Origin of the sequence: Vibrio sp. MOR3, from assembly GCF_001557775.1 — a bacterium.
Taxonomy (GTDB): Bacteria; Pseudomonadota; Gammaproteobacteria; order Enterobacterales; family Vibrionaceae; genus Vibrio; species Vibrio jasicida.
The window spans coordinates 393,336-411,543 of record NZ_LNRD01000003.1 but is presented as its reverse complement, the minus strand read 5'-3'; the positions used below and the strand labels follow the sequence as shown (position 1 = coordinate 411,543).

19 protein-coding genes are annotated in these 18,208 nt (G+C 46.8%); 13 read left to right on the top strand and 6 right to left on the bottom strand.

The window, feature by feature from the left end:
* Window positions 1–24 precede the first annotated feature (24 nt).
* Genes gspG through ATB76_RS09240 form a run of 8 tightly spaced genes read left to right on the top strand, consistent with a single transcriptional unit; the run spans window position 25 to window position 5,602 of the window.
* On the top strand, window positions 25–468 hold the full coding sequence (gene gspG / locus ATB76_RS09275) for a type II secretion system major pseudopilin GspG (RefSeq protein ID WP_005430189.1): 444 nt from the start codon (window positions 25–27) through the stop codon (window positions 466–468).
* A 31-nt stretch (window positions 469–499) separates the two neighbouring features.
* The gene (gene gspH, locus ATB76_RS09270) at window positions 500–1,105 is read left to right on the top strand and encodes a type II secretion system minor pseudopilin GspH (RefSeq protein ID WP_038870061.1); all 606 of its coding nucleotides are present in this window, start codon (window positions 500–502) and stop codon (window positions 1,103–1,105) included.
* Window positions 1,092–1,481 (top strand): type II secretion system minor pseudopilin GspI, encoded by a 390-nt coding sequence (gene gspI / locus ATB76_RS09265; protein ID WP_258070277.1) that lies wholly within the window; start codon window positions 1,092–1,094, stop codon window positions 1,479–1,481. Before gspH ends, gspI begins: the two co-directional genes overlap by 14 nt.
* A gap of 22 nt (window positions 1,482–1,503) precedes the next feature.
* On the top strand, window positions 1,504–2,166 hold the full coding sequence (gene gspJ / locus ATB76_RS09260; protein WP_095760558.1) for a type II secretion system minor pseudopilin GspJ: 663 nt from the start codon (window positions 1,504–1,506) through the stop codon (window positions 2,164–2,166).
* Entirely contained in the window at window positions 2,159–3,169 is a 1,011-nt protein-coding gene (gene gspK / locus ATB76_RS09255) for a type II secretion system minor pseudopilin GspK (RefSeq protein WP_038870065.1), read from the top strand. Before gspJ ends, gspK begins: the two co-directional genes overlap by 8 nt.
* Entirely contained in the window at window positions 3,138–4,340 is a 1,203-nt protein-coding gene (gspL, locus tag ATB76_RS09250; RefSeq protein ID WP_061035056.1) for a type II secretion system protein GspL, read from the top strand. The genes gspK and gspL overlap by 32 nt, the downstream gene beginning before the upstream one ends.
* A 7-nt stretch (window positions 4,341–4,347) precedes the next feature.
* A complete protein-coding gene (locus ATB76_RS09245; RefSeq protein ID WP_038870069.1) occupies window positions 4,348–4,839 on the top strand; it encodes a type II secretion system protein M in 492 nt (163 codons plus the stop codon).
* Between the two features lies 1 nt (window position 4,840).
* On the top strand, window positions 4,841–5,602 hold the full coding sequence (locus ATB76_RS09240) for a type II secretion system protein N (protein ID WP_061035055.1): 762 nt from the start codon (window positions 4,841–4,843) through the stop codon (window positions 5,600–5,602).
* A gap of 288 nt (window positions 5,603–5,890) precedes the next feature.
* Here the strand turns inward: ATB76_RS09240 and cysQ are convergent, their stop codons facing one another.
* The 4 genes from cysQ to ATB76_RS09220 all read right to left on the bottom strand — a co-directional run bounded on the left by cysQ (window position 5,891) and on the right by ATB76_RS09220 (window position 8,930).
* On the bottom strand, window positions 5,891–6,718 hold the full coding sequence (gene cysQ, locus ATB76_RS09235; protein ID WP_038870073.1) for a 3'(2'),5'-bisphosphate nucleotidase CysQ: 828 nt from the start codon (window positions 6,716–6,718) through the stop codon (window positions 5,891–5,893).
* Window positions 6,719–6,762: 44 nt separating this feature from the next.
* The gene (nudE, locus tag ATB76_RS09230; protein ID WP_061035054.1) at window positions 6,763–7,332 is read right to left on the bottom strand and encodes an ADP compounds hydrolase NudE; all 570 of its coding nucleotides are present in this window, start codon (window positions 7,330–7,332) and stop codon (window positions 6,763–6,765) included.
* A gap of 190 nt (window positions 7,333–7,522) precedes the next feature.
* Complete coding sequence (gene nfuA / locus ATB76_RS09225) at window positions 7,523–8,107, bottom strand: Fe-S biogenesis protein NfuA (protein WP_038870077.1); 585 nt, start codon at window positions 8,105–8,107, stop codon at window positions 7,523–7,525.
* A 97-nt stretch (window positions 8,108–8,204) separates the two neighbouring features.
* On the bottom strand, window positions 8,205–8,930 hold the full coding sequence (locus ATB76_RS09220) for an amidophosphoribosyltransferase (RefSeq protein ID WP_038870079.1): 726 nt from the start codon (window positions 8,928–8,930) through the stop codon (window positions 8,205–8,207).
* A gap of 84 nt (window positions 8,931–9,014) precedes the next feature.
* On the opposite strand from ATB76_RS09220, the gene bioH reads away from it, so the two are divergent.
* Together bioH and ATB76_RS09210 are read left to right on the top strand one after the other, a co-directional pair.
* On the top strand, window positions 9,015–9,779 hold the full coding sequence (bioH, locus tag ATB76_RS09215) for a pimeloyl-ACP methyl ester esterase BioH (protein WP_061035082.1): 765 nt from the start codon (window positions 9,015–9,017) through the stop codon (window positions 9,777–9,779).
* Window positions 9,780–9,914: 135 nt separating this feature from the next.
* Window positions 9,915–10,379, top strand: coding sequence for a hypothetical protein (locus ATB76_RS09210; RefSeq protein ID WP_038870081.1), 465 nt, complete (start codon window positions 9,915–9,917; stop codon window positions 10,377–10,379).
* Window positions 10,380–10,503: 124 nt separating this feature from the next.
* Here ATB76_RS09210 and ATB76_RS09205 read toward each other — a convergent pair whose 3' ends face one another.
* Window positions 10,504–12,825 (bottom strand): Tex family protein, encoded by a 2,322-nt coding sequence (locus tag ATB76_RS09205; protein WP_061035053.1) that lies wholly within the window; start codon window positions 12,823–12,825, stop codon window positions 10,504–10,506.
* A 210-nt stretch (window positions 12,826–13,035) separates the two neighbouring features.
* On the opposite strand from ATB76_RS09205, the gene ATB76_RS09200 reads away from it, so the two are divergent.
* Complete coding sequence (locus tag ATB76_RS09200) at window positions 13,036–14,919, top strand: RimK/LysX family protein (protein WP_104029916.1); 1,884 nt, start codon at window positions 13,036–13,038, stop codon at window positions 14,917–14,919.
* Window positions 14,920–14,991: 72 nt separating this feature from the next.
* Here ATB76_RS09200 and greB read toward each other — a convergent pair whose 3' ends face one another.
* Window positions 14,992–15,477, bottom strand: coding sequence for a transcription elongation factor GreB (greB, locus tag ATB76_RS09195; protein ID WP_045422161.1), 486 nt, complete (start codon window positions 15,475–15,477; stop codon window positions 14,992–14,994).
* 524 nt (window positions 15,478–16,001) lie between these two features.
* Here greB and ompR point away from each other — a divergent pair.
* Window positions 16,002–16,721, top strand: a complete 720-nt coding sequence (gene ompR / locus ATB76_RS09190) for a two-component system response regulator OmpR (RefSeq protein ID WP_038870089.1) — start codon at window positions 16,002–16,004, stop codon at window positions 16,719–16,721.
* A gap of 124 nt (window positions 16,722–16,845) precedes the next feature.
* Window positions 16,846–18,138 carry a two-component system sensor histidine kinase EnvZ gene (envZ, locus tag ATB76_RS09185; RefSeq protein ID WP_038876979.1) on the top strand — a complete coding sequence of 431 codons (1,293 nt, stop codon included), beginning with the start codon at window positions 16,846–16,848 and terminating at the stop codon, window positions 18,136–18,138.
* Window positions 18,139–18,208 lie beyond the last annotated feature (70 nt).

The following is an 18,208-nucleotide window of genomic DNA, read 5'->3' as shown; positions in this document are numbered from 1 at the left end:
TGAATCTAACTTTCGGAGATAATAATGAAATTTAAGCGTAGTAAACAACAAGGCTTTACACTTTTAGAAGTGATGGTTGTTGTGGTTATCCTAGGTATTTTGGCGAGTGTTGTTGTTCCTAACTTACTTGGTAACAAAGAAAAAGCGGACCAACAAAAAGCGATCACCGATATTGTTGCATTAGAAAATGCACTGGATATGTACAAGTTGGATAACAGCGTTTACCCAACAACAGACCAAGGTCTTGATGCGTTAGTAAACAAACCATCGAACCCAGAACCACGCAACTACCGCGATGGTGGCTACATTAAGCGTCTACCGTCTGATCCATGGGGCAATGAGTACCAATACCTAAGCCCTGGTGACAACGGTACGATTGATATCTTTACTCTAGGTGCAGATGGCCAAGAGGGCGGTGAAGGCCCTGCGTCGGATATCGGCAACTGGAACATGCAAGATTTCCAATAAGATAAAGTTCAAACCAGCACTAATGAAGCAAATGCAAAAACATCGTGGTTTTACATTAATAGAAATTCTATTGGTGCTGGTTTTGTTATCTCTTACCGCAGTCGCCGTAATAGCGACCCTGCCTACCAGTCAGAAAGATCTTTCCAAACAATATGCTCAAAGCTTTTTCCAGCGCTTACAACTACTGAATGAAGAAGCCGTACTGAGCGGCAAAGACTTTGGTTTACGTGTTGATGATGTGAAATCCACATACGTCTTGCTCAGCTTGACTCAAGATGGATGGCAACCATTGGAATTGAAACAGATTCCTAGTGAGACCAAATTGGAAGGCGATATCTCGCTGCAATTGGATCTTGGTGGTGGCGCATGGGACGATGACGACCGACTATTTGAACCTGGTTCTTTGTTTGATGAGGACATGTTTGCGGAAGAAGATGACAAAGAGAAAAAGAAAGTGAAGCCACCTCAAGTATTCATTTTCTCTAGTGCGGAAGTTACGCCATTTAGTTTGTCTTTCTTTCCTGAAGATGGCGACGCATTTAACGATGGTTGGCGCATTATTGGTAAAGAAACCGGCGAAATCTTGTTACTAGAGCCTGGTGAAGAATTGGAAGACGACAACAATGCGACATTCTAAGCAAAGCCGTATCGGTTCTTCTTCGCTTCATACTAGAGGCATGACGTTGTTGGAAGTGTTGGTCGCATTAGCGATTTTTGCGACGGCGGCAATCAGTGTGATTCGCTCGGTGAGTCAACACATTAATACTGTCAGTTATTTAGAAGAAAAAATGTTTGCAGCCATGGTTGTGGATAACCAAATGGCCAATGTGATGCTCTCGACTGAAAAACTCAAAGCCAAAAAAGGCACTGAAGAGTTAGCGGGGCGAACTTGGTATTGGAAGGTAACTCCTGTTGCCACCGCGCAGCCATTGCTGAAAGCATTTGATGTCAGTGTCGCAACTGAAAAAGAAGCGAGTCCTGTTGTGACGGTGAGAAGCTATGTTGCGGAGTAATAAGCGATATAAGGCATCAAGTATGAAATCGAATCGAGGTTTTACCTTGATCGAAGTGCTCGTCTCGATTGCTATTTTTGCGAGCTTAAGCGTTGCTGCCTATCAAGTGGTCTCGCAGGTGCAACGCAGTAATGTGTTATCGCAAGAACGTACGCAGCGTTTGAACGAGTTGCAACGTGCAATGGTGATGATGGATAACGATTTCCGCCAAATGGCCATGCGTCAGATGCGAACCAATGGCGAAGAGCCATCAAAGCAGTTGTTGTTTTGGTCGGAATACCTGCTTGATTCGGATGCGAAAGGCGTGATGTTTGCGCGTTTGGGGTGGCACAACCCTCAGCAGCAATTCCCACGTGGTGAAGTCACGAAAGTTGGCTATCGCATTAAAGATGAAGTTCTACAGCGTATATGGTGGCGTTACCCAGATACACCCGTTGGACAAGAAGGTATTGTGACACCGCTTCTGACTCAGGTCGAAGAATTTGATATGCGTTTCTACGATGGCAAAGCGTGGAAAAAAACATGGGAAAGTAAGCAAGAGTTACCGAAAGCGGTTTCTGTTGTTTTGAAACTCAAAGACTACGGTGAGATCAGCCGTACTTACTTAACCTCTGGAGGCAAGATCAGCGCCTCTGGGCAAGATGACTCATCCAATGATGAATCCTCCGGAGGCAATAATGGCTAAGCGACAACGTGGTGTAGCGCTTATTATTGTTTTAATGCTACTGGCGATTATGACGACCGTTGCAGCAAGTATGTCTGAACGATTGTTTTTGCAGTTTCAGCGAGGCGCGAACCAGATCAATTACCAACAGGCGTATTGGTATAGTTTGGGGGTTGAGGCGTTGGCTGAAATTGGTATTGAGCAGAGCTACGAAGACAGCGATACCATTAATATGAGCCAGCCCTGGGCAATTAAAGAACAAGTGTATCCGCTAGATTATGGTCAAGCGGCCGGACGCATCGTAGACAAACAAGCTTGCTTTAATATGAATGTATTAGCGAGTGTTCAGCCATCGGGTGACTCGACAAATCGTCCTTATTTGGTGCAAGTGTTCCAGCGCTTGATGGAAGAGATGGACGTGGAACCATACCAAGCGGAAGTGATTGCTGATTCGACTTGGGAATACGTCGATAGCGACAGCACAGTGCGCTCCGCTGCTGGTGTAGAAGACAGCACTTATGAGGCAATGAAGCCTGCGTATTTACCACCCAATGGCCTGATGGCTGATGCCAGCGAACTGAGAGCGGTATATCAAGTCACGGGGGACATTTATCAGAAGATCGCACCGATGATTTGTGCTATTCCGACAGACGATTGGCGTTTGAACGTAAATACTATTGAAGTCGAACAAGCGCCGATCTTAGTCGCGATGTTTACTCCTGGCTTGAGTTCTAGTGATGCGGTGCAGTTAATTGAAAAGCGCCCTTTCGATGGTTGGGATAGTGTTGATGAATTTTTAGCTGAGTCAGAATTAGCTGGCTTGAGCGATGATGTAAAGAAAAATGCTAAAGGCTACTTAGGAGTCGATAGCTCCTTTTTTGAATTGGACGCACAAGTACTGGTGGATGAATCCCGAGTACGTATCCGTAGTCTTTTACAAAGTACAGATAGAGAAACGGTGACTGTCGTTCGCCGTCGTTTTGGAGGAATCAGTGAGCGAGTTTCTGACCGTTCGGCTGAGTAGCGAACAACAAAATACCATTCCATGGTTGGTGTGGTCGACACAGCAGCAAGACGTGATTGCCAGTGGTGAACTCGCCGGATGGGAACATCTGGATGAGTTGGCGTCTTACGCTGATCAGCGACAAGTGATTGCCTTGTTAGCCAGTAATGATGTTGTGCTGACAGAAGTAGATATCCCGCCGGGTGCTGCTCGTCAGTTTGATAGCATGCTGCCTTATTTGGTGGAAGATGAAGTCGCACAAGACGTGGATAACCTGCATTTCACAGTATTAGATAAGCAAGCAGAGAAAGCGCAAATTTGTGCTGTTGAGCGTGCTTGGGTTCAAACCATTTTGCAGCGTTTTTCCAGTCAAGGTATTGTAATTAAGCGTATCCTTCCTGATGTGCTGGCGTTGCCTGTGCATGAAGAAAACAGCTCTGCGGTGGCGTTGGGTGAGCAATGGCTAATTCGTCATTCTAATACTCAAGGTGCGGTGGTCGATGCGTCGTGGCTAGATTTATACCTTTCTGCTTATCTGCAAGCGAATGAAGGATGGAAACTTGATTGTTACAGTTCGATTCCTGAATCTTCACTCCCAGAGGCTTGGGTCGCAAAGCCTGAAGAAATGGCGATGGCACTACTTGCTAAAGGTGTTTCTGAAAGCAAGGTCAACCTATTAACGGGTAGCTTCAAGCCAAAATCGTCTTGGGGTAAGTACGTAAAAGTCTGGCAAAAAGCTGCTATCGCTGCGGGTGTGCTATTGGTTGTTCTTGTGGGGCAGCAATTGCTGGTGGTCCATAAATATGAGGCGCAAGCGCAAGCCTATCGTGAAGAAAGTGAACGCATTTTCCGCCAAATTTTCCCGAACAAGAAGCGAATTCCAACGGTCAGTTACCTGAAGCGTCAGATGACCGATGAAGAGCGTCGTCTTTCTGGTGGTACAAGTGAAACTGCAATGCTGTCTTGGATAGCTGCACTGCCAACGACACTGGGTCAGGTTAAAGATCTGGAGATAACCAGCTTTAAATACGATGGCCAACGCGGTGAAGTACGCATTCAAGCAAGCAGTTCAGATTTCCAACCGTTTGAGCAAGCGCGTGTGAAATTGGCAGAAAAGTTCACTGTTGAACAAGGTCAGCTGAATCGCAACGGAAATGTTGTGATAGGCAGCTTTGTACTAAAACGTTTGTGAGGTGATGATGAAGAATTTAATCGCTCAGGCTCAAGCTTGGTGGAATAGCATCTCACAACGTGAACAACGTTTGGTGATGGGTGGTGGTGTGATTGCCATTATCGGAATGATTTATTGGGGGCTACTACAGCCAATGAATCAACGAGCTGAACTCGCTCAGACTCGAATTCAGTCAGAAAAACAGTTGTTGAATTGGGTGCAAGACAAGGCTGATGATATTACTGCTCTACGCAAAAGTGGTGGAGTCAGCTTCTCTAATCAACCTCTGAACCAATTAGTTTCTTCTTCTGCTCGTCGTTACAAAGTGGAGCTGATTCGAGTTCAACCACGTAATGAAAGTGTTCAAGTTTGGATTAAGCCATTGGCATTTAACCAGATGGTGGATTGGCTGCGTTACCTAAAAGAACAACAAGGTATTGAGGTGGAATTTCTCGATATCGATCGTACAGACCAAGCAGGCATGATTGATGTGAATCGCCTGCAATTTAAGCGAGGTTAAGGTGAAGCGAGCAATACTTTACGTTGTTATATTCATAGCCTTTTTCTCCACAAGTTTGATTGTTGGATTGCCTGTTTCTTGGGTGCTTCAACAAGTACCGACGGTAAGAGGGTTAGAAATTCAAGATGCCCAAGGCTCTGTGTGGCAAGGCCGTGCTTCTAACATCAGCTGGCAGCGTCAAAATCTCGGTGAGGTAAATTGGGATTTCCAACTATCAAGCTTATTCACTGGTAAAGCGGAATTCGCCGTACGTTTTGGCCGTGGAAGTGATATGGACGTTCGTGGTCGTGGTTTGGTTGGCTATAGCCTAACTGGTGGTCCATATGCTGAAAGTTTGGTTGCATCGATTCCGGCTGCCAAAGTAGTGGAGCAAGCGCGTATTCCTGTGCCAGTTGGCGTTGATGGTCAGCTTGAGCTCAATATCCGTCATGCGACTTACGCGGCACCTTGGTGTAAAACGGGTGAAGGTACACTAGTTTGGAATGCGAGTGGCATTCAAAGCCCGCTCGGTAGCCTTGAACTTGGCCCTGTGATTGCCGATCTGAACTGTAAAGACAGCGTACTATCGGCATCAGGTGAGCAAAAGAGCAAGCAAGTGTCCGCAGTGTTTTCTGCCGAGTTGATGCCAAATCAGCGCTACTCTACTAAAGCGTGGTTTAAACCTGGGGCGGAGTTCCCATCAGGGATGAATGACCAACTGAAATGGTTGGGCAACCCGAACGCTCAAGGCCAATACGAGTTTGATTACAAAGGGCGTTTCTAGTCAGTTTTAGAAACCATCCCATTATTGAAGAGCTGCTAATGTGCAGCTCTTTTTGCTTTTAGATCATAGTAGGCCAAACCTGCTATTCGCTGTACAGGAAATTCAGTTGGTTATTTGCTGTTTGTCTAAGCTTCTGATTTTTAAGTGAATAACATGAGAGTGTACAGCTGAGTAAGTACTTAGAACATGGTAGGCTAAATACTCCTATCGCTGTACAAGAGATAAAAAGAAAGGCCACGAAGTCGATTCGTGGCCTTTTAAAATCTAGCTATGCAGTTTGGATTGTGATCAATCTTTGCGTTGTAGAATCTCGTCCCAAGGTAAGTCAGCATCGCCTAGTACGATGAAGTTCGGATTTTCTAACGTCTCGCGCTCGTTGTAAGACAGCGGCTCAAGTTGTGTGCTGAGAATACGTCCGCCCGCTTCTTCAACAATACACTGCGTAGCCGCAGTATCCCACTCGCCAGTTGGACCTAGACGTAAGTAACAGTCCACAGCACCTTCAGCGACAAGGCATGCTTTAAGTGCGGCAGAGCCGAGTGGAATTAAATCGTAGTTCCAAGCACTGCTCATACGACTGGTAATGCGGTTGATGTCTTGACGACGACTGATTGCGATTGCGATGTTTTGTCCCGGTTGTTCATGTTTGTGGGTATGAATTTTCACACTCTCTGACATGTCTGGGATCTTCCATGCACCTTTGCCATTGTAAGCATAGTAAGTTACGCCAGAAACTGGACCGTAAACTACTCCCATGGTTGGCTTGTTGTTGTCGATCAGAGCAATGATGGTCGCGAAGTCACCACTGCGTGCGATGAATTCTTGTGTACCATCAAGAGGGTCAACTAACCAGTAACGTTCCCACTGTGCGCGTTGTTCTAAGCTAATGTCCGCTGCTTCTTCTGAAAGCACGGGGATATCAGGTGTCAGCTCGCTTAGGCGTTCTGTAATTAGCTTATGTGCTGCAATGTCGGCACTGGTGACCGGTGTCTCATCACTTTTGATGTAGGCTTCGTACTGCTTTTTTTCGTAGATATCTAAAATCAATTGTCCTGCACTACGCGCGATCTCGATGACTTGCGGGAGCAGGTGAGATAAATCTTTTGTCATTGGCATAAGTAATGGTCCTTTCTCACAATTATGGCTCGGCTCTTTGACCGTTATTGGTTTTGGTTGTGAGTGGTGTTTTGTAAGTGTTTTAGTGCCAACATCAACGCCGTGATGCTTCTTGCTTCACAAAAATCCAAGTGCGTTAATAATTCTTCGGCTTGAGCAAGTGGCCAGCGAACAATTTCTAATGGCTCTGGCTCGTCACCTTCTTGTTTTTCAGGGTAAAGGCTTTGTCCTAAGAACAAGGTCATCTTGCTGGAGAAATAAGAAGGAGCAAGAATGACTTGTTTGAGTGGTGTTAGCGTGTTAGAGCCAAAACCAATTTCTTCTTTAAGCTCACGATTTGCCGCTTGATGCGGAGTCTCCCCTGGGTCAATCAAACCTTTCGGAAAGCCGAGCTCGTAGCGTTCTGTGCCTGCTGCGTATTCGCGTACGAGCAGTAAATCGCCTTGCTCCGTAACAGGAACAACCATTACAGCATCGCGCCCACTGGGTTTCATACGCTCGTAGGTACGCAACTCACCATTAGAGAAGCGAAGGTCTAGGGCTTCCACTGCAAACAGTTTAGATTGTGCGACCGTCTGACAAGAGAGTATCTCTGGTGGGGTCCTTTTCGACATAACGCCGGCTCCTATGTGTCGTTGACTCTTTAAAGCTAATGAGATTTCTTAATATATGAGAAGAAGGCTCGAGTTTCTAGCGTGATGATTCAGCTTCGTTCGATTGAAAACAAAAATGGGAAGCAAACGCCTCCCATTTTTCGTCAATGTACACTTTTACTGGCTCTCAAAGCCGAGTTCTTTTGAACGTTTAGTAGTAAGAGTGATCACCACGGTCATGTTCTGTTGCGTCGCGAACCGCTGTCAATTCACCAATGAATTGGTTCAGTAGTTCTTTCTCGATGCCTTCTTTTAGTGTCACATCAACCATTGAACAGCCGTTACAGCCGCCACCGAATGCAACGATAGCGATACCGTCGTCAGTGATTTCAACAAGGTTTACGTGACCACCATGACCTGCTAGCTGAGGGTTCACTTGAGTTTGGATTACGTACTCTACACGCTCTACTAGAGGTGCGTCGTCAGACACTTTGCGCATTTTTGCGTTAGGTGCTTTAAGCGTCAGTTGAGAACCCATTTTGTCTGTTACGAAATCGATTTCAGCATCTTCCAGGAAAGGTAGGCTTAGCTCGTCAACGAAAGCAGAGAAACCGCTGTAAGGGATTTCGGTGTCAGTGCCTTCAATGGCTTCTGGTGGGCAGTAAGACACGCCACACTCTGCGTTTTGTGTTCCTGGGTTTACAACGAAAACTCGAATGTTAGTACCTTCAGGTTGTTGGCCTAAAAGGTTGGCGAAATGCGTTTGCGCAGTTTCTGTAATAGTAATATTTGACACGACGAATACCTGAGTAAATTTGTAGGCTATTGCTGCTATTCTACTCCTGTTACCGCCTTGGTCTAGTCTTTTTGATACTAAGGCATTGCCAAGCGATCTAGCCTGAACCAGGGGCAGGAGTTCTGCAGATGCAGTAAATATCGATGCTTTCTACGCCAACTTCAAGTAGTAAATGACATAATTGTCGGACGGTACTGCCTGTTGTGACAACATCGTCCACGATAGCAATGTGGGAAAAGTTTACCTCACCGTGTAGCGCAAATGCTGCTTTCAAATTTTGCTCGCGACCGGCTTTTTTATTTCCACGTTGAGATTGTGCGCTTTTGACGCGTTTAAAAACGCGATTGCGATAGTTGCTATTCAAGTGGTGCGCTAAATGTGTCGCCAAGACATGACTCTGATTAAATCCTCGCTTTAAGTAACGTTGCCAATGCAAAGGGACACTAGTAATGATAGGAGCAGGATGCTCGATTCGTTCCGCTAACAATTGAGTTAGGGCGGTAACATGCCAAGATTCACCATTATCCTTAAAGCGTTGTACTTGATGAGAAAGGGGGAAATCATAATCTCCCAACGTATACAAACGTTGCCAAGGCGGTGGCTCTTTCAGGCACTCACCGCACTCCGTGGAGGTTTGTGACGCCTTCTCTGTCATTTTTAAACCACAGCGAGTGCACCGTTTGATGGGTGTAAGGTGTTCAAAACAATGGTCGCACCAACGCATTGGGTTTGGTTTCTGTTCAGCGGAAATCGGAAATCGACACAAACCGCATTGATTGCCAAGTACACGGTGCATGATGTTTTGCCATTGATCAGATAACATACAATCCATCCAAGGTGAGCGAGTCATCAGATTAAAGCTTGGAATGTCTAGTAAGGAATAAGATAAGTGGGAGAGAACGAGAACATGAGCACGAATTTACACTGGCAGTCGTTTGGTCAAGGACCAGATTTAGTGTTGCTTCATGGATGGGGCATGAATGGTGCGGTATGGCAGCAGACGGTCGAGTCTCTTCAACCTTATTTCCGAGTGCATGTGGTCGATCTTCCGGGGTACGGACACAGCGCAGAATCTCACGCCGAAGACTTAGCAAAAATCGTTGACCTTGTTCTGCAAGACGCGCCAGAAAAAGCAGTGTGGCTTGGCTGGTCACTAGGTGGCTTGGTGGCAACCTACATTGCACTTAATGCACCGCAGCGTGTGAGCAAGTTAATCACGGTAGCAAGTTCACCAAAATTTTCTGCTGAACGTCCTTGGCGTGGCATTCAACCTAACGTATTGACCGCATTCACCGATCAATTGCTGGAAGACTTCTCGGTCACTATCGAGCGCTTTATGGCGCTGCAAGCGATGGGCAGCCCGTCTGCGCGCAAAGACGTTAAACAACTCAAACAAGCGGTACTATCGCGTCCGCAACCAAACCCTGATTCATTGTTGGTTGGTTTGAACATTCTTGCCGATGTGGATTTGCGCGATTCTTTGGCTTCCCTTTCTATGCCGATGCTACGCCTTTATGGTCGACTTGATGGTTTAGTGCCAATCAAAGTGGCAAGTGACTTGAGTGAGCAGTTGCCAAGTTCTCAGCAGTTTGTTTTCAACCAATCTTCCCACGCGCCGTTCATGACCGAACATGAAGCGTTTTGTCTTCAAGTGCGAGAATTTGCCGCTTAATTAGCGAGTCTACAAATCTAAGCGAATAAAACCCTAAAGCTGTTTAAAAATTGGTCGATATAAGTTTTAGTGAACTCTTCTTGTAGGAGGAGTTTGCTGTATTGACGAGTTGGGCGACTCTGAGGAGGGTTCGCAATGATTGTGTCACCGGCTAACGTAAGCGTGCCACTGATCGCCCCATCCGTTAATGTGCAGACGGAACAAGCTGCTCGTGACAATAAAGTCCGAGAACCTGTCACGCCAACAGTCGCACTGGCAAAAACCAATGCGGAGCGCAAAGTAAAAAGTGATGAGAAGCGGCGACGCCAATCCTCGTGGGACCCATCGGAGCATCCAGGTTACGAAGTGGAACCCGAGGTGGATACCCGTTATCACGAAGAACCTGAAGACACGCTAGAGCGTCTCTTCGGTTTGCTTGCGCTCAAGAGTTACAGCGAAGATCAGGGTAAGGGCTACGCGATACGCTTTCGATTACCTAAGCGCATTTTGGATGCTGCGGTCAAAGAGGGATTGATGGAAAAGCGCAGGAAGGTGATTAAGTTTCATTATGGTCACTCGGTCGCGCCCCATACACCGTCAGAAGTGATAGCAGTATTATGACGACTCAATATCCTACTCAAACAAAAACGCTCCAAGCAGATTCACTGATTGGAGCGTTTTCTTTTTAGTTGTGAAAATTCGTTAGTGGTGAAGTCTCGTTATTAGTAGTGAAGCCTTGGCGAGATTACTTTTTCGCTTTAGCAAACGCTGCGGCAAAAGCACCGCCCATCGCGTTGTTAGATGACGAGTCATCACGGCGAGGTTGACGACGCTGCGGTTGGTCATTACGGCGCGGCGCTGCTGATGAGCGTTGGCTACGGTTGTCTTGACCCGGTTCGTCGTTCATACGCATTGAGAGACCAATACGCTTACGCTGCACGTCCACTTCCATTACTTTCACTTTAACGATGTCGCCCGCCTTCACCACTTCACGTGGATCAGACACAAAGCGATCTGTCAGAGCAGAGATGTGTACTAGACCATCTTGGTGAACGCCGATATCAACGAAGGCACCAAAGTTGGCTACGTTCGATACTACGCCTTCTAGGATCATACCCGGTTCCAAGTCAGAAACTGAGTTTACACCTTCTGCAAACGTCGCCGTTTTGAATTCTGGACGTGGGTCACGGCCCGGTTTATCCAGTTCTTTGATGATGTCAGTAATGGTTGGCACACCGAAGTTATCGTCAGTGTAATCGACTGCATGCAGACCTTTTAAGAAGCTTGAATCACCAATCAGTGCTTTGATGTCTTTGCTGTTTTTTTCAGAAATCGCTTTTACCACTGGGTACGCTTCTGGGTGAACTGCAGATGCATCAAGTGGGTTCTTGCCATCCATGATTCGTAGGAAGCCAGCACACTGTTCGAATGCCTTAGGACCCAAGCGAGGCACTTTCTTCAAGGTCGTGCGAGCTTCGAAACGACCGTTTTCATCACGGAAGTCGACAATGTTCTGCGCGATGGTGCTAGATAAACCCGCTACGCGTGTCAGTAGCGCTGCAGAGGCGGTATTCACATCAACACCCACCGCGTTTACACAGTCTTCCACAATCGCATCTAGGCGTTTTGCCAGCATAGATTGGCTAACGTCGTGCTGGTACTGACCCACACCGATCGACTTAGGATCAATTTTCACTAGTTCAGCCAGTGGGTCTTGCAGACGACGAGCAATCGACACCGCACCACGCAGAGACACGTCCATATTCGGAAATTCTTTCGCTGCAAGCTCAGACGCAGAGTAAACTGATGCACCCGCTTCACTCACGATAATTTTCTGAACTTTCAGGTTGCCACGTTTGATGACGTCTGCGACAAAACTGTCGGTTTCACGTGAAGCCGTGCCGTTGCCGATAGCGATCAAATCCACGTTGTACTTGCGCACCAACTGATCAACGACTTGCGCTGATTTGTCGTATTGCTTTTGTGGTGGGTGAGGGTAGATGGTTTCGGTTGCAAGCACCTTACCAGTCGGATCGACAATAGCGATTTTAGAGCCCGTGCGCAGGCCAGGATCGAGACCAAGTGTTGCACGAGGACCTGCCGGTGCTGCCATCAACAAGTCTTTTAGGTTGGTGGCAAATACTTCAATCGCTTCGATTTCTGCACGCTCTTTCATTGCGCCCATTAGCTCGGTTTCCATGTGCATCGATACTTTGATGCGCCATGCCCAGCTAATTACTTGCTTACGCCACGTATCCGCAGGTGCGCTGCTAAGCGTAACGCCGTAGTGGTCAGCGATAATTGTTTCGCAGTAAGACTGGCGAACGCCTTCTTCCTGTTCTGGATCGGCATTCATTGCCAATGTCAGGAAGCCCTCGTTACGACCGCGTAGCATCGCCAGTGCGCGGTGTGATGGCACTTTGCTTAGGGCCTCGTTGTGGTTGAAGTAATCTTTGAACTTCTCACCTTCTTGCTCTTTGCCTTCTACGACACGAGCACCCATTTCCGCATTGCGGTTTAGGTGACTACGGATTTTCTCCAGTAGGTTTGCGTCTTCCGCGATGCGTTCCATGATGATTGCGCGAGCGCCATCCAGTGCGGCTTTGGTGTCTGCCACGCCTTTGTCTGCATCAAGGTATTTGCTTGCTTCGCTTTCTGGCTCAGTTTGCGGATGATTCCAAAGCAGGTCTGCAAGTGGCTCAAGACCGGCTTCAATCGCGATCTGACCTTTGGTGCGGCGCTTTGGTTTGTAAGGTAGATACAAGTCTTCAAGACGAGTCTTGCTGTCTGCCTGAGTGATTTCTTGTTCTAGCTCTGGCGTAAGTTTGCCTTGCTCTTGAATCGACTTCAGGATGGTTTGACGGCGATCGTCCAGCTCACGAAGGTAAGACAGACGACTGTCTAGAGTACGCAGTTGGGTGTCATCAAGACCGCCCGTCACCTCTTTACGGTAACGTGCAATAAATGGGACCGTGTTACCGTCATCGATAAGGGTTACAGCAGCGTTGACTTGCTCAGGGCGAACATTCAGCTCTTGAGCAATCATGCGACAGATAGCTTGGCTCATCCGTGTATTCTCTTTAATTCTGTTTGGGTATTGGTTGTGTATAGAACATTGGGGCCATTCATGGAATTTGCAATGTTTTAAACTAGTAACGCAAAAATTTACCGAGCGCTGGTGGACATCAGTCAGATTTGTGTCAAAACTGTAATTAAATTGAGAACTTATACGTTTGGTTATCGACTAACCCCTGTACCTTAGCTCACACGGAAAACAATGATGAAGAAAATGTCTTTGGCTCTGGCGCTCTCAGGTGCCTTATTAGCGGCACCGCTCGCGTGGTCACAATCTCTCTCTGCAACAACCCAAGATCCAATCTATCAACTTGATGACAAACTGGTACTAGGCCGTGTTGAAAGCGTGTATTACAGCGACATTCCAGAGCTAAGCGATGTGCCGTTCATCGGTAAAATTGATACCGGTGCCGATACGACATCGATGCACGCAGAAAACATCCATGTAAGCAGTACCAACCCAGAATACAAAAACTTAAAAGATAGCAAGTTGATGTGGGCAATCATCGATGACCTTGGCGGGACGAAAGCCAAGTGGGATTCAGACAGCTTCAAACCCTACCAAGTGACCGTGAGCTTTACGATTCATCACCCATACACCGGTAAAGAAATTAAGATCACCGATGATCTTGAGCGTATCAGTGCGATCCGTAGCCGTACCAGTGAAAAACCAATTTTGCGCCCGACGGTAAAAATGCCGATGACCATTGCAGGGCATACTGTGGACACCGTGGTGAACCTAACCAAGCGTACTCAATTCTCAGCGCCGATTTTGATTGGTAAAACTTACCTTGATAACAATGCGTGGGTGTTTGCTGGCTACGATTATCTTCAAGAGCAACCTAAAGCCCAGATGATTGGTAAAAAAGAAACGGTTGAAGTCGAAGGTGTGCCATACAAAATTAGCATCTCAACCACCAGTCGTTACACCAATGTGCATGCTTTGAATATCAAAGTGGACGAGAAGAAAAAACAGGTTTCGTTCACCTTAGAAGGTGAAAACGGTAAACGTCATCCAATGACTCTGCCATTAGTGCGTATGCTTAAAACAAGTAAAAGCGAGCGCCCTTTGGTTTATTTACCTGTCAAAGTGAGCGAAACCGAGACTCAGCAATGGTTGGTGTACCTACGTGACCGCAGTGGTTTCAGTTCGCAAATTCGCTTGGGTAAGGATGTTGCAAGCCAGCACTTTGTGATTGATACCGATAAAGAAAACCTTCTCGGCGGGGTTGAGAAGTCGTTTAAGAGTGCATTGAAATCGAAACCGCTGGTTATCTCGCCAGAGGAATCCGTCAATATTGATGGCTACGTCTTGTCTGCGTATCCCACTTTTGCGGTGAAGACACCACTGATGCGTGTGGATGGTTTTGAATTGACCGAAAAAGACAAGAAAGAAGTCGTGACCTTCTATCTCCCGAATGCAGAAGGCAAAGAAGAGAAAATCACTAAACGCGTATTGAAGAAGCTCAAGGTAGGTGACTCAGTACGCCCAGTAGTGGAAGGGGAGTTCCTATTTGGTGACGAAGAGAAGACCATTGATTTCGCCATTGATGTGTTAGAGAAGGACGATCAAGAGCAACCATTTTTTGTCTTTGGCCACAACATGGCAAAAGGTGGTGTGCTTCTGAATACTCGTGCGGATCATTTGCTGGATGCAAAACCGCTGTTCAAAGCGGGCCATATTGAAGTGGCGGAAGTGGAAGGTATGTCATTCCCTGTGAAGTTGGATACAGGTGCGGATGTGAGCTCGATTAATGCCAAGAACATCAAGCAGTTCAAGAAAGATGGCAAAGACATGGTGAGCTTTACCTACGAGAATGACAGCGGCATGAAGAAAGAATTTACCAAGCCTGTTGTCGACGTGATGCGCATTAAAGCCAAGAAAGGCGAGAAGGCCAACGTACGCCCTGTAGTGGAGATGCACGTCAAGTTGGGTGAGTTAGAGAAGAAGATTCGCGTTAACCTGCAAGACCGCAGCCGCTTCCATTACAGCATGATTCTGGGTAAGAACTTCTTGAAGCACGGTGCGATTGTTGCCAGCGATACCAACTACATTGTGACCGAGAAGCCTGACTACGAAGAGTAACCTTCACGGTTGATATCCAAAACGTAGAAGCCGCACTAAAGAGTGCGGCTTTCTTTTTATCGGGTTACTCAATCAGTTTTCTTCGCCTTGGTAGCGAATGCTGTTAATAAACCACTCTTTGTAACCTTCCGGCGTTCTCACTGCGAACTCGTCATCGACTTCTTTTTTTAGTAGCGCACGAGCCATTGGGGAATCAATCGAGATATAACCTTTTGCATCGCCATAGATTTCATCGGGACCAACGATGCGGAAACTCTTCACATCGCCCGCCTCATTCTCAATTTCCACCCAAGCACCAAAGAACACTTTGCCTTCTTGCTGAGGTGAGTAATCCACCACTTTGACTTGCTCTAAGCGCTTTCGTAAGTATCTGACGCGGCGGTCAATTTCACGCAAGCGTTTTTTGTTGTACTGATAATCTGCGTTTTCGCTTCGGTCGCCTAAGCTTGCTGCCCAAGTTACCTTTTTGGTGACCTCTGGGCGATCTTCTCTCCAAAGAAAGTCGAGTTCTGTTTTTAGGCGATTGTAGCCTTCACGGGTAATTAAATTGGTTTTCATTAGAAGTAAATCAGCCGTTATTGGATTCTGTTGATCATATACCCAAGTAACCTCAAGATGCTAGGTTCAGCGAGAATGACTTGGTTTGTAGACGCGGCGGCGGTTTAAAGGTCTAGTGGACCTAAATCAAGAATCGGCAACAAAGTATACAAGCCAAGAGCCTTACCATTTGTAAAGAGTGCCCTTCGGGAGCGTGTAATTGACCCGCTTTTTTATTAAACCAATGGCTGTGTCAAACAACTTAGAAAGAGCTGGCTATTACGCTGCGTTGTTTTCCTTGCTTACTTTCGATAAACAGGGAATCAATGACAGCGCTCTGAATCCTGCATCTTGAAGTCACTTGGGTATAGCAGCCTTGATTTTGTCTGACTGTAAATTGTTGTGAAAGGAAGAAAAACAAGGTGAAACATGGGAATAATCCATCAAAATCGTGGCTAAGATAAAAAGAGTAACAATTTGCACAAGCACGTTTGAAAAAACAGTGATACATTTTTGACTATAGATGCCTCTGAAAGGATGTTTCAATGCAGGAAAATCATAAAATATTAGTGGTTGATGACGATGCTCGTTTGCGTGCTCTTTTGGAGCGTTACCTTTCTGAGCAAGGTTTTCAGGTGAGAAGTGTCGCTAACGGCGAGCAGATGGATCGTCTTCTGACCCGTGAAAACTTCCACCTTATGGTGCTGGATTTAATGTTGCCGGGCGAAGATGGCTTATCGATTTGTCGTCGTTTACGTCATGCCAACAACATGCTACCTATCCTAATGCTGACGGCGAAAGGCGATGAAGTTGATCGTATCGTTGGTCTAGAAGTGGGAGCAGACGATTACTTACCAAAACCGTTTAACCCGCGCGAACTGCTGGCTCGAATTAAAGCAGTACTTCGCCGCCAAACGGTTGAACTACCTGGTGCGCCAAGCACGGAAGAGAAAGTCGTTGAGTTTGGTGACTTCCGTCTGAACCTAGGAACGCGCGAAATGTTCCGTGGTGAAGAGGCGATGCCACTGACTTCAGGTGAGTTTGCGGTGCTGAAAGCACTTGTGACCAACGCTCGTGAGCCGATGTCACGTGATAAGCTGATGAACATGGCCCGTGGTCGTGAATACTCGGCAATGGAGCGTTCTATCGACGTTCAAATTTCGCGTCTACGCCGCATGCTTGAGGATGATCCAAGCAAGCCGCGCTACATCCAGACGGTGTGGGGTTTAGGCTACGTGTTCGTTCCAGACGGTAAAGAAGCGTAATCCGCTATAAAAGGTTTGCCGATACTCGGCAGCTCATATTCCACCCTCAAACCTCCTTCCTGTTTGAGGGCTGGAAACTCGCAATTAATGTTGTTCACTAGGAACAGTCCATTAGGGATCCTCCATGCGAATCCGAAGTTCATTTACACAATCCATTTTACTGTTCATTTCTTTGCTTCTCGCTAGCCAAGTCTTTTCTTACTACGCCGTTTTTAATTACGCGTTGATGCCAAGTTTGCAACAGTTCAACAAAATTCTCGCTCATGAATTGAATTTGGTTCTTGATGAAGATGGTTTACTCAAGTCTGACGCACCTCTGCGTCACCAATTGCTAGAAAATCTTGGAGTAACAGTACATAGCGTTGATAGCGAGATGATGAATGAGTTCAATCATGCGATGTCGATTGACTTGATGTCAGAAGAAATGTCGCAAGAGCTTGGCTCACCAACGGAAGTTCGTTTGCTACTTGGCAGTGAGAGCTACATTCTGTGGATGCGCATCGATCAGTTGCCGAACTCCATCATTCGTATTCCGCTCTCTGAACTGCAAGAAGAAGATTTTGCTCCGCTGTTCCGTAACAGCTTGATCATGGCGCTTCTTATCATTGCTGGTGGCTGGTTGTTTATCCGTTTGCAAAACCGACCTTTGATTGCGTTAGAAAAAGCCGCGAAAGGAGTAGGTCGAGGTGAAATTCCGCCGCCATTGCCAGAGAAAGGTGCTTCAGAAATCCGCTCTGTAACTCGCGCATTCAACCAGATGTCGAAAGGTATTCAAGAGCTGGAAGAAGATCGTGCGCTACTAATGGCAGGCATTAGTCACGACTTACGCACGCCACTGACGCGTATTCGCCTCGCGACAGAAATGATGTCACCTGAAGACAGTTACCTAGCCGAGGGCATCATCAGTGATACTGAAGAGTGTAACGAGATCATCAGTCAGTTTATGGACTACCTCAAGCCAGTAAATAAAGAGTCGTTTGAGCAGGTGGACATTAATACCATTACCAGCGATGTAGCAACGTCGGAAGGGGGTTATGAAGTCGAAATCGAAACTGACCTCAACCCAACGATGCCAACCGCGAAAGGCAGTCCAATAGCGATTAAACGCGCGGTGAGTAACCTTGTGGTTAACGCTCTACGATACGGTAATGGCTGGGTGAAAATCAGTACGGGCGTCACCGCCGACAAACAGTTGGTGTGGGTTTGCGTTGAAGACAATGGCCCGGGTATCGAGCAGTCGCAAATTGCTAAGCTGTTTGAACCTTTTACTCGTGGTGATACCGCGCGAGGCAGTGAGGGGACCGGATTGGGCTTAGCCATTGTGAAGCGTATCGTTAGCCAACATTCTGGCTCGGTTGTGGTACGTAACCGCAGTGAAGGCGGGTTAAGCGCACAAATCAGTTTCCCAACCAAGTAAGCTTTCTTCGCTCAACTGATTCCAATAAAAAAGCCCAACCTATGACTAGGTTGGGCTCCCCGATCATCCT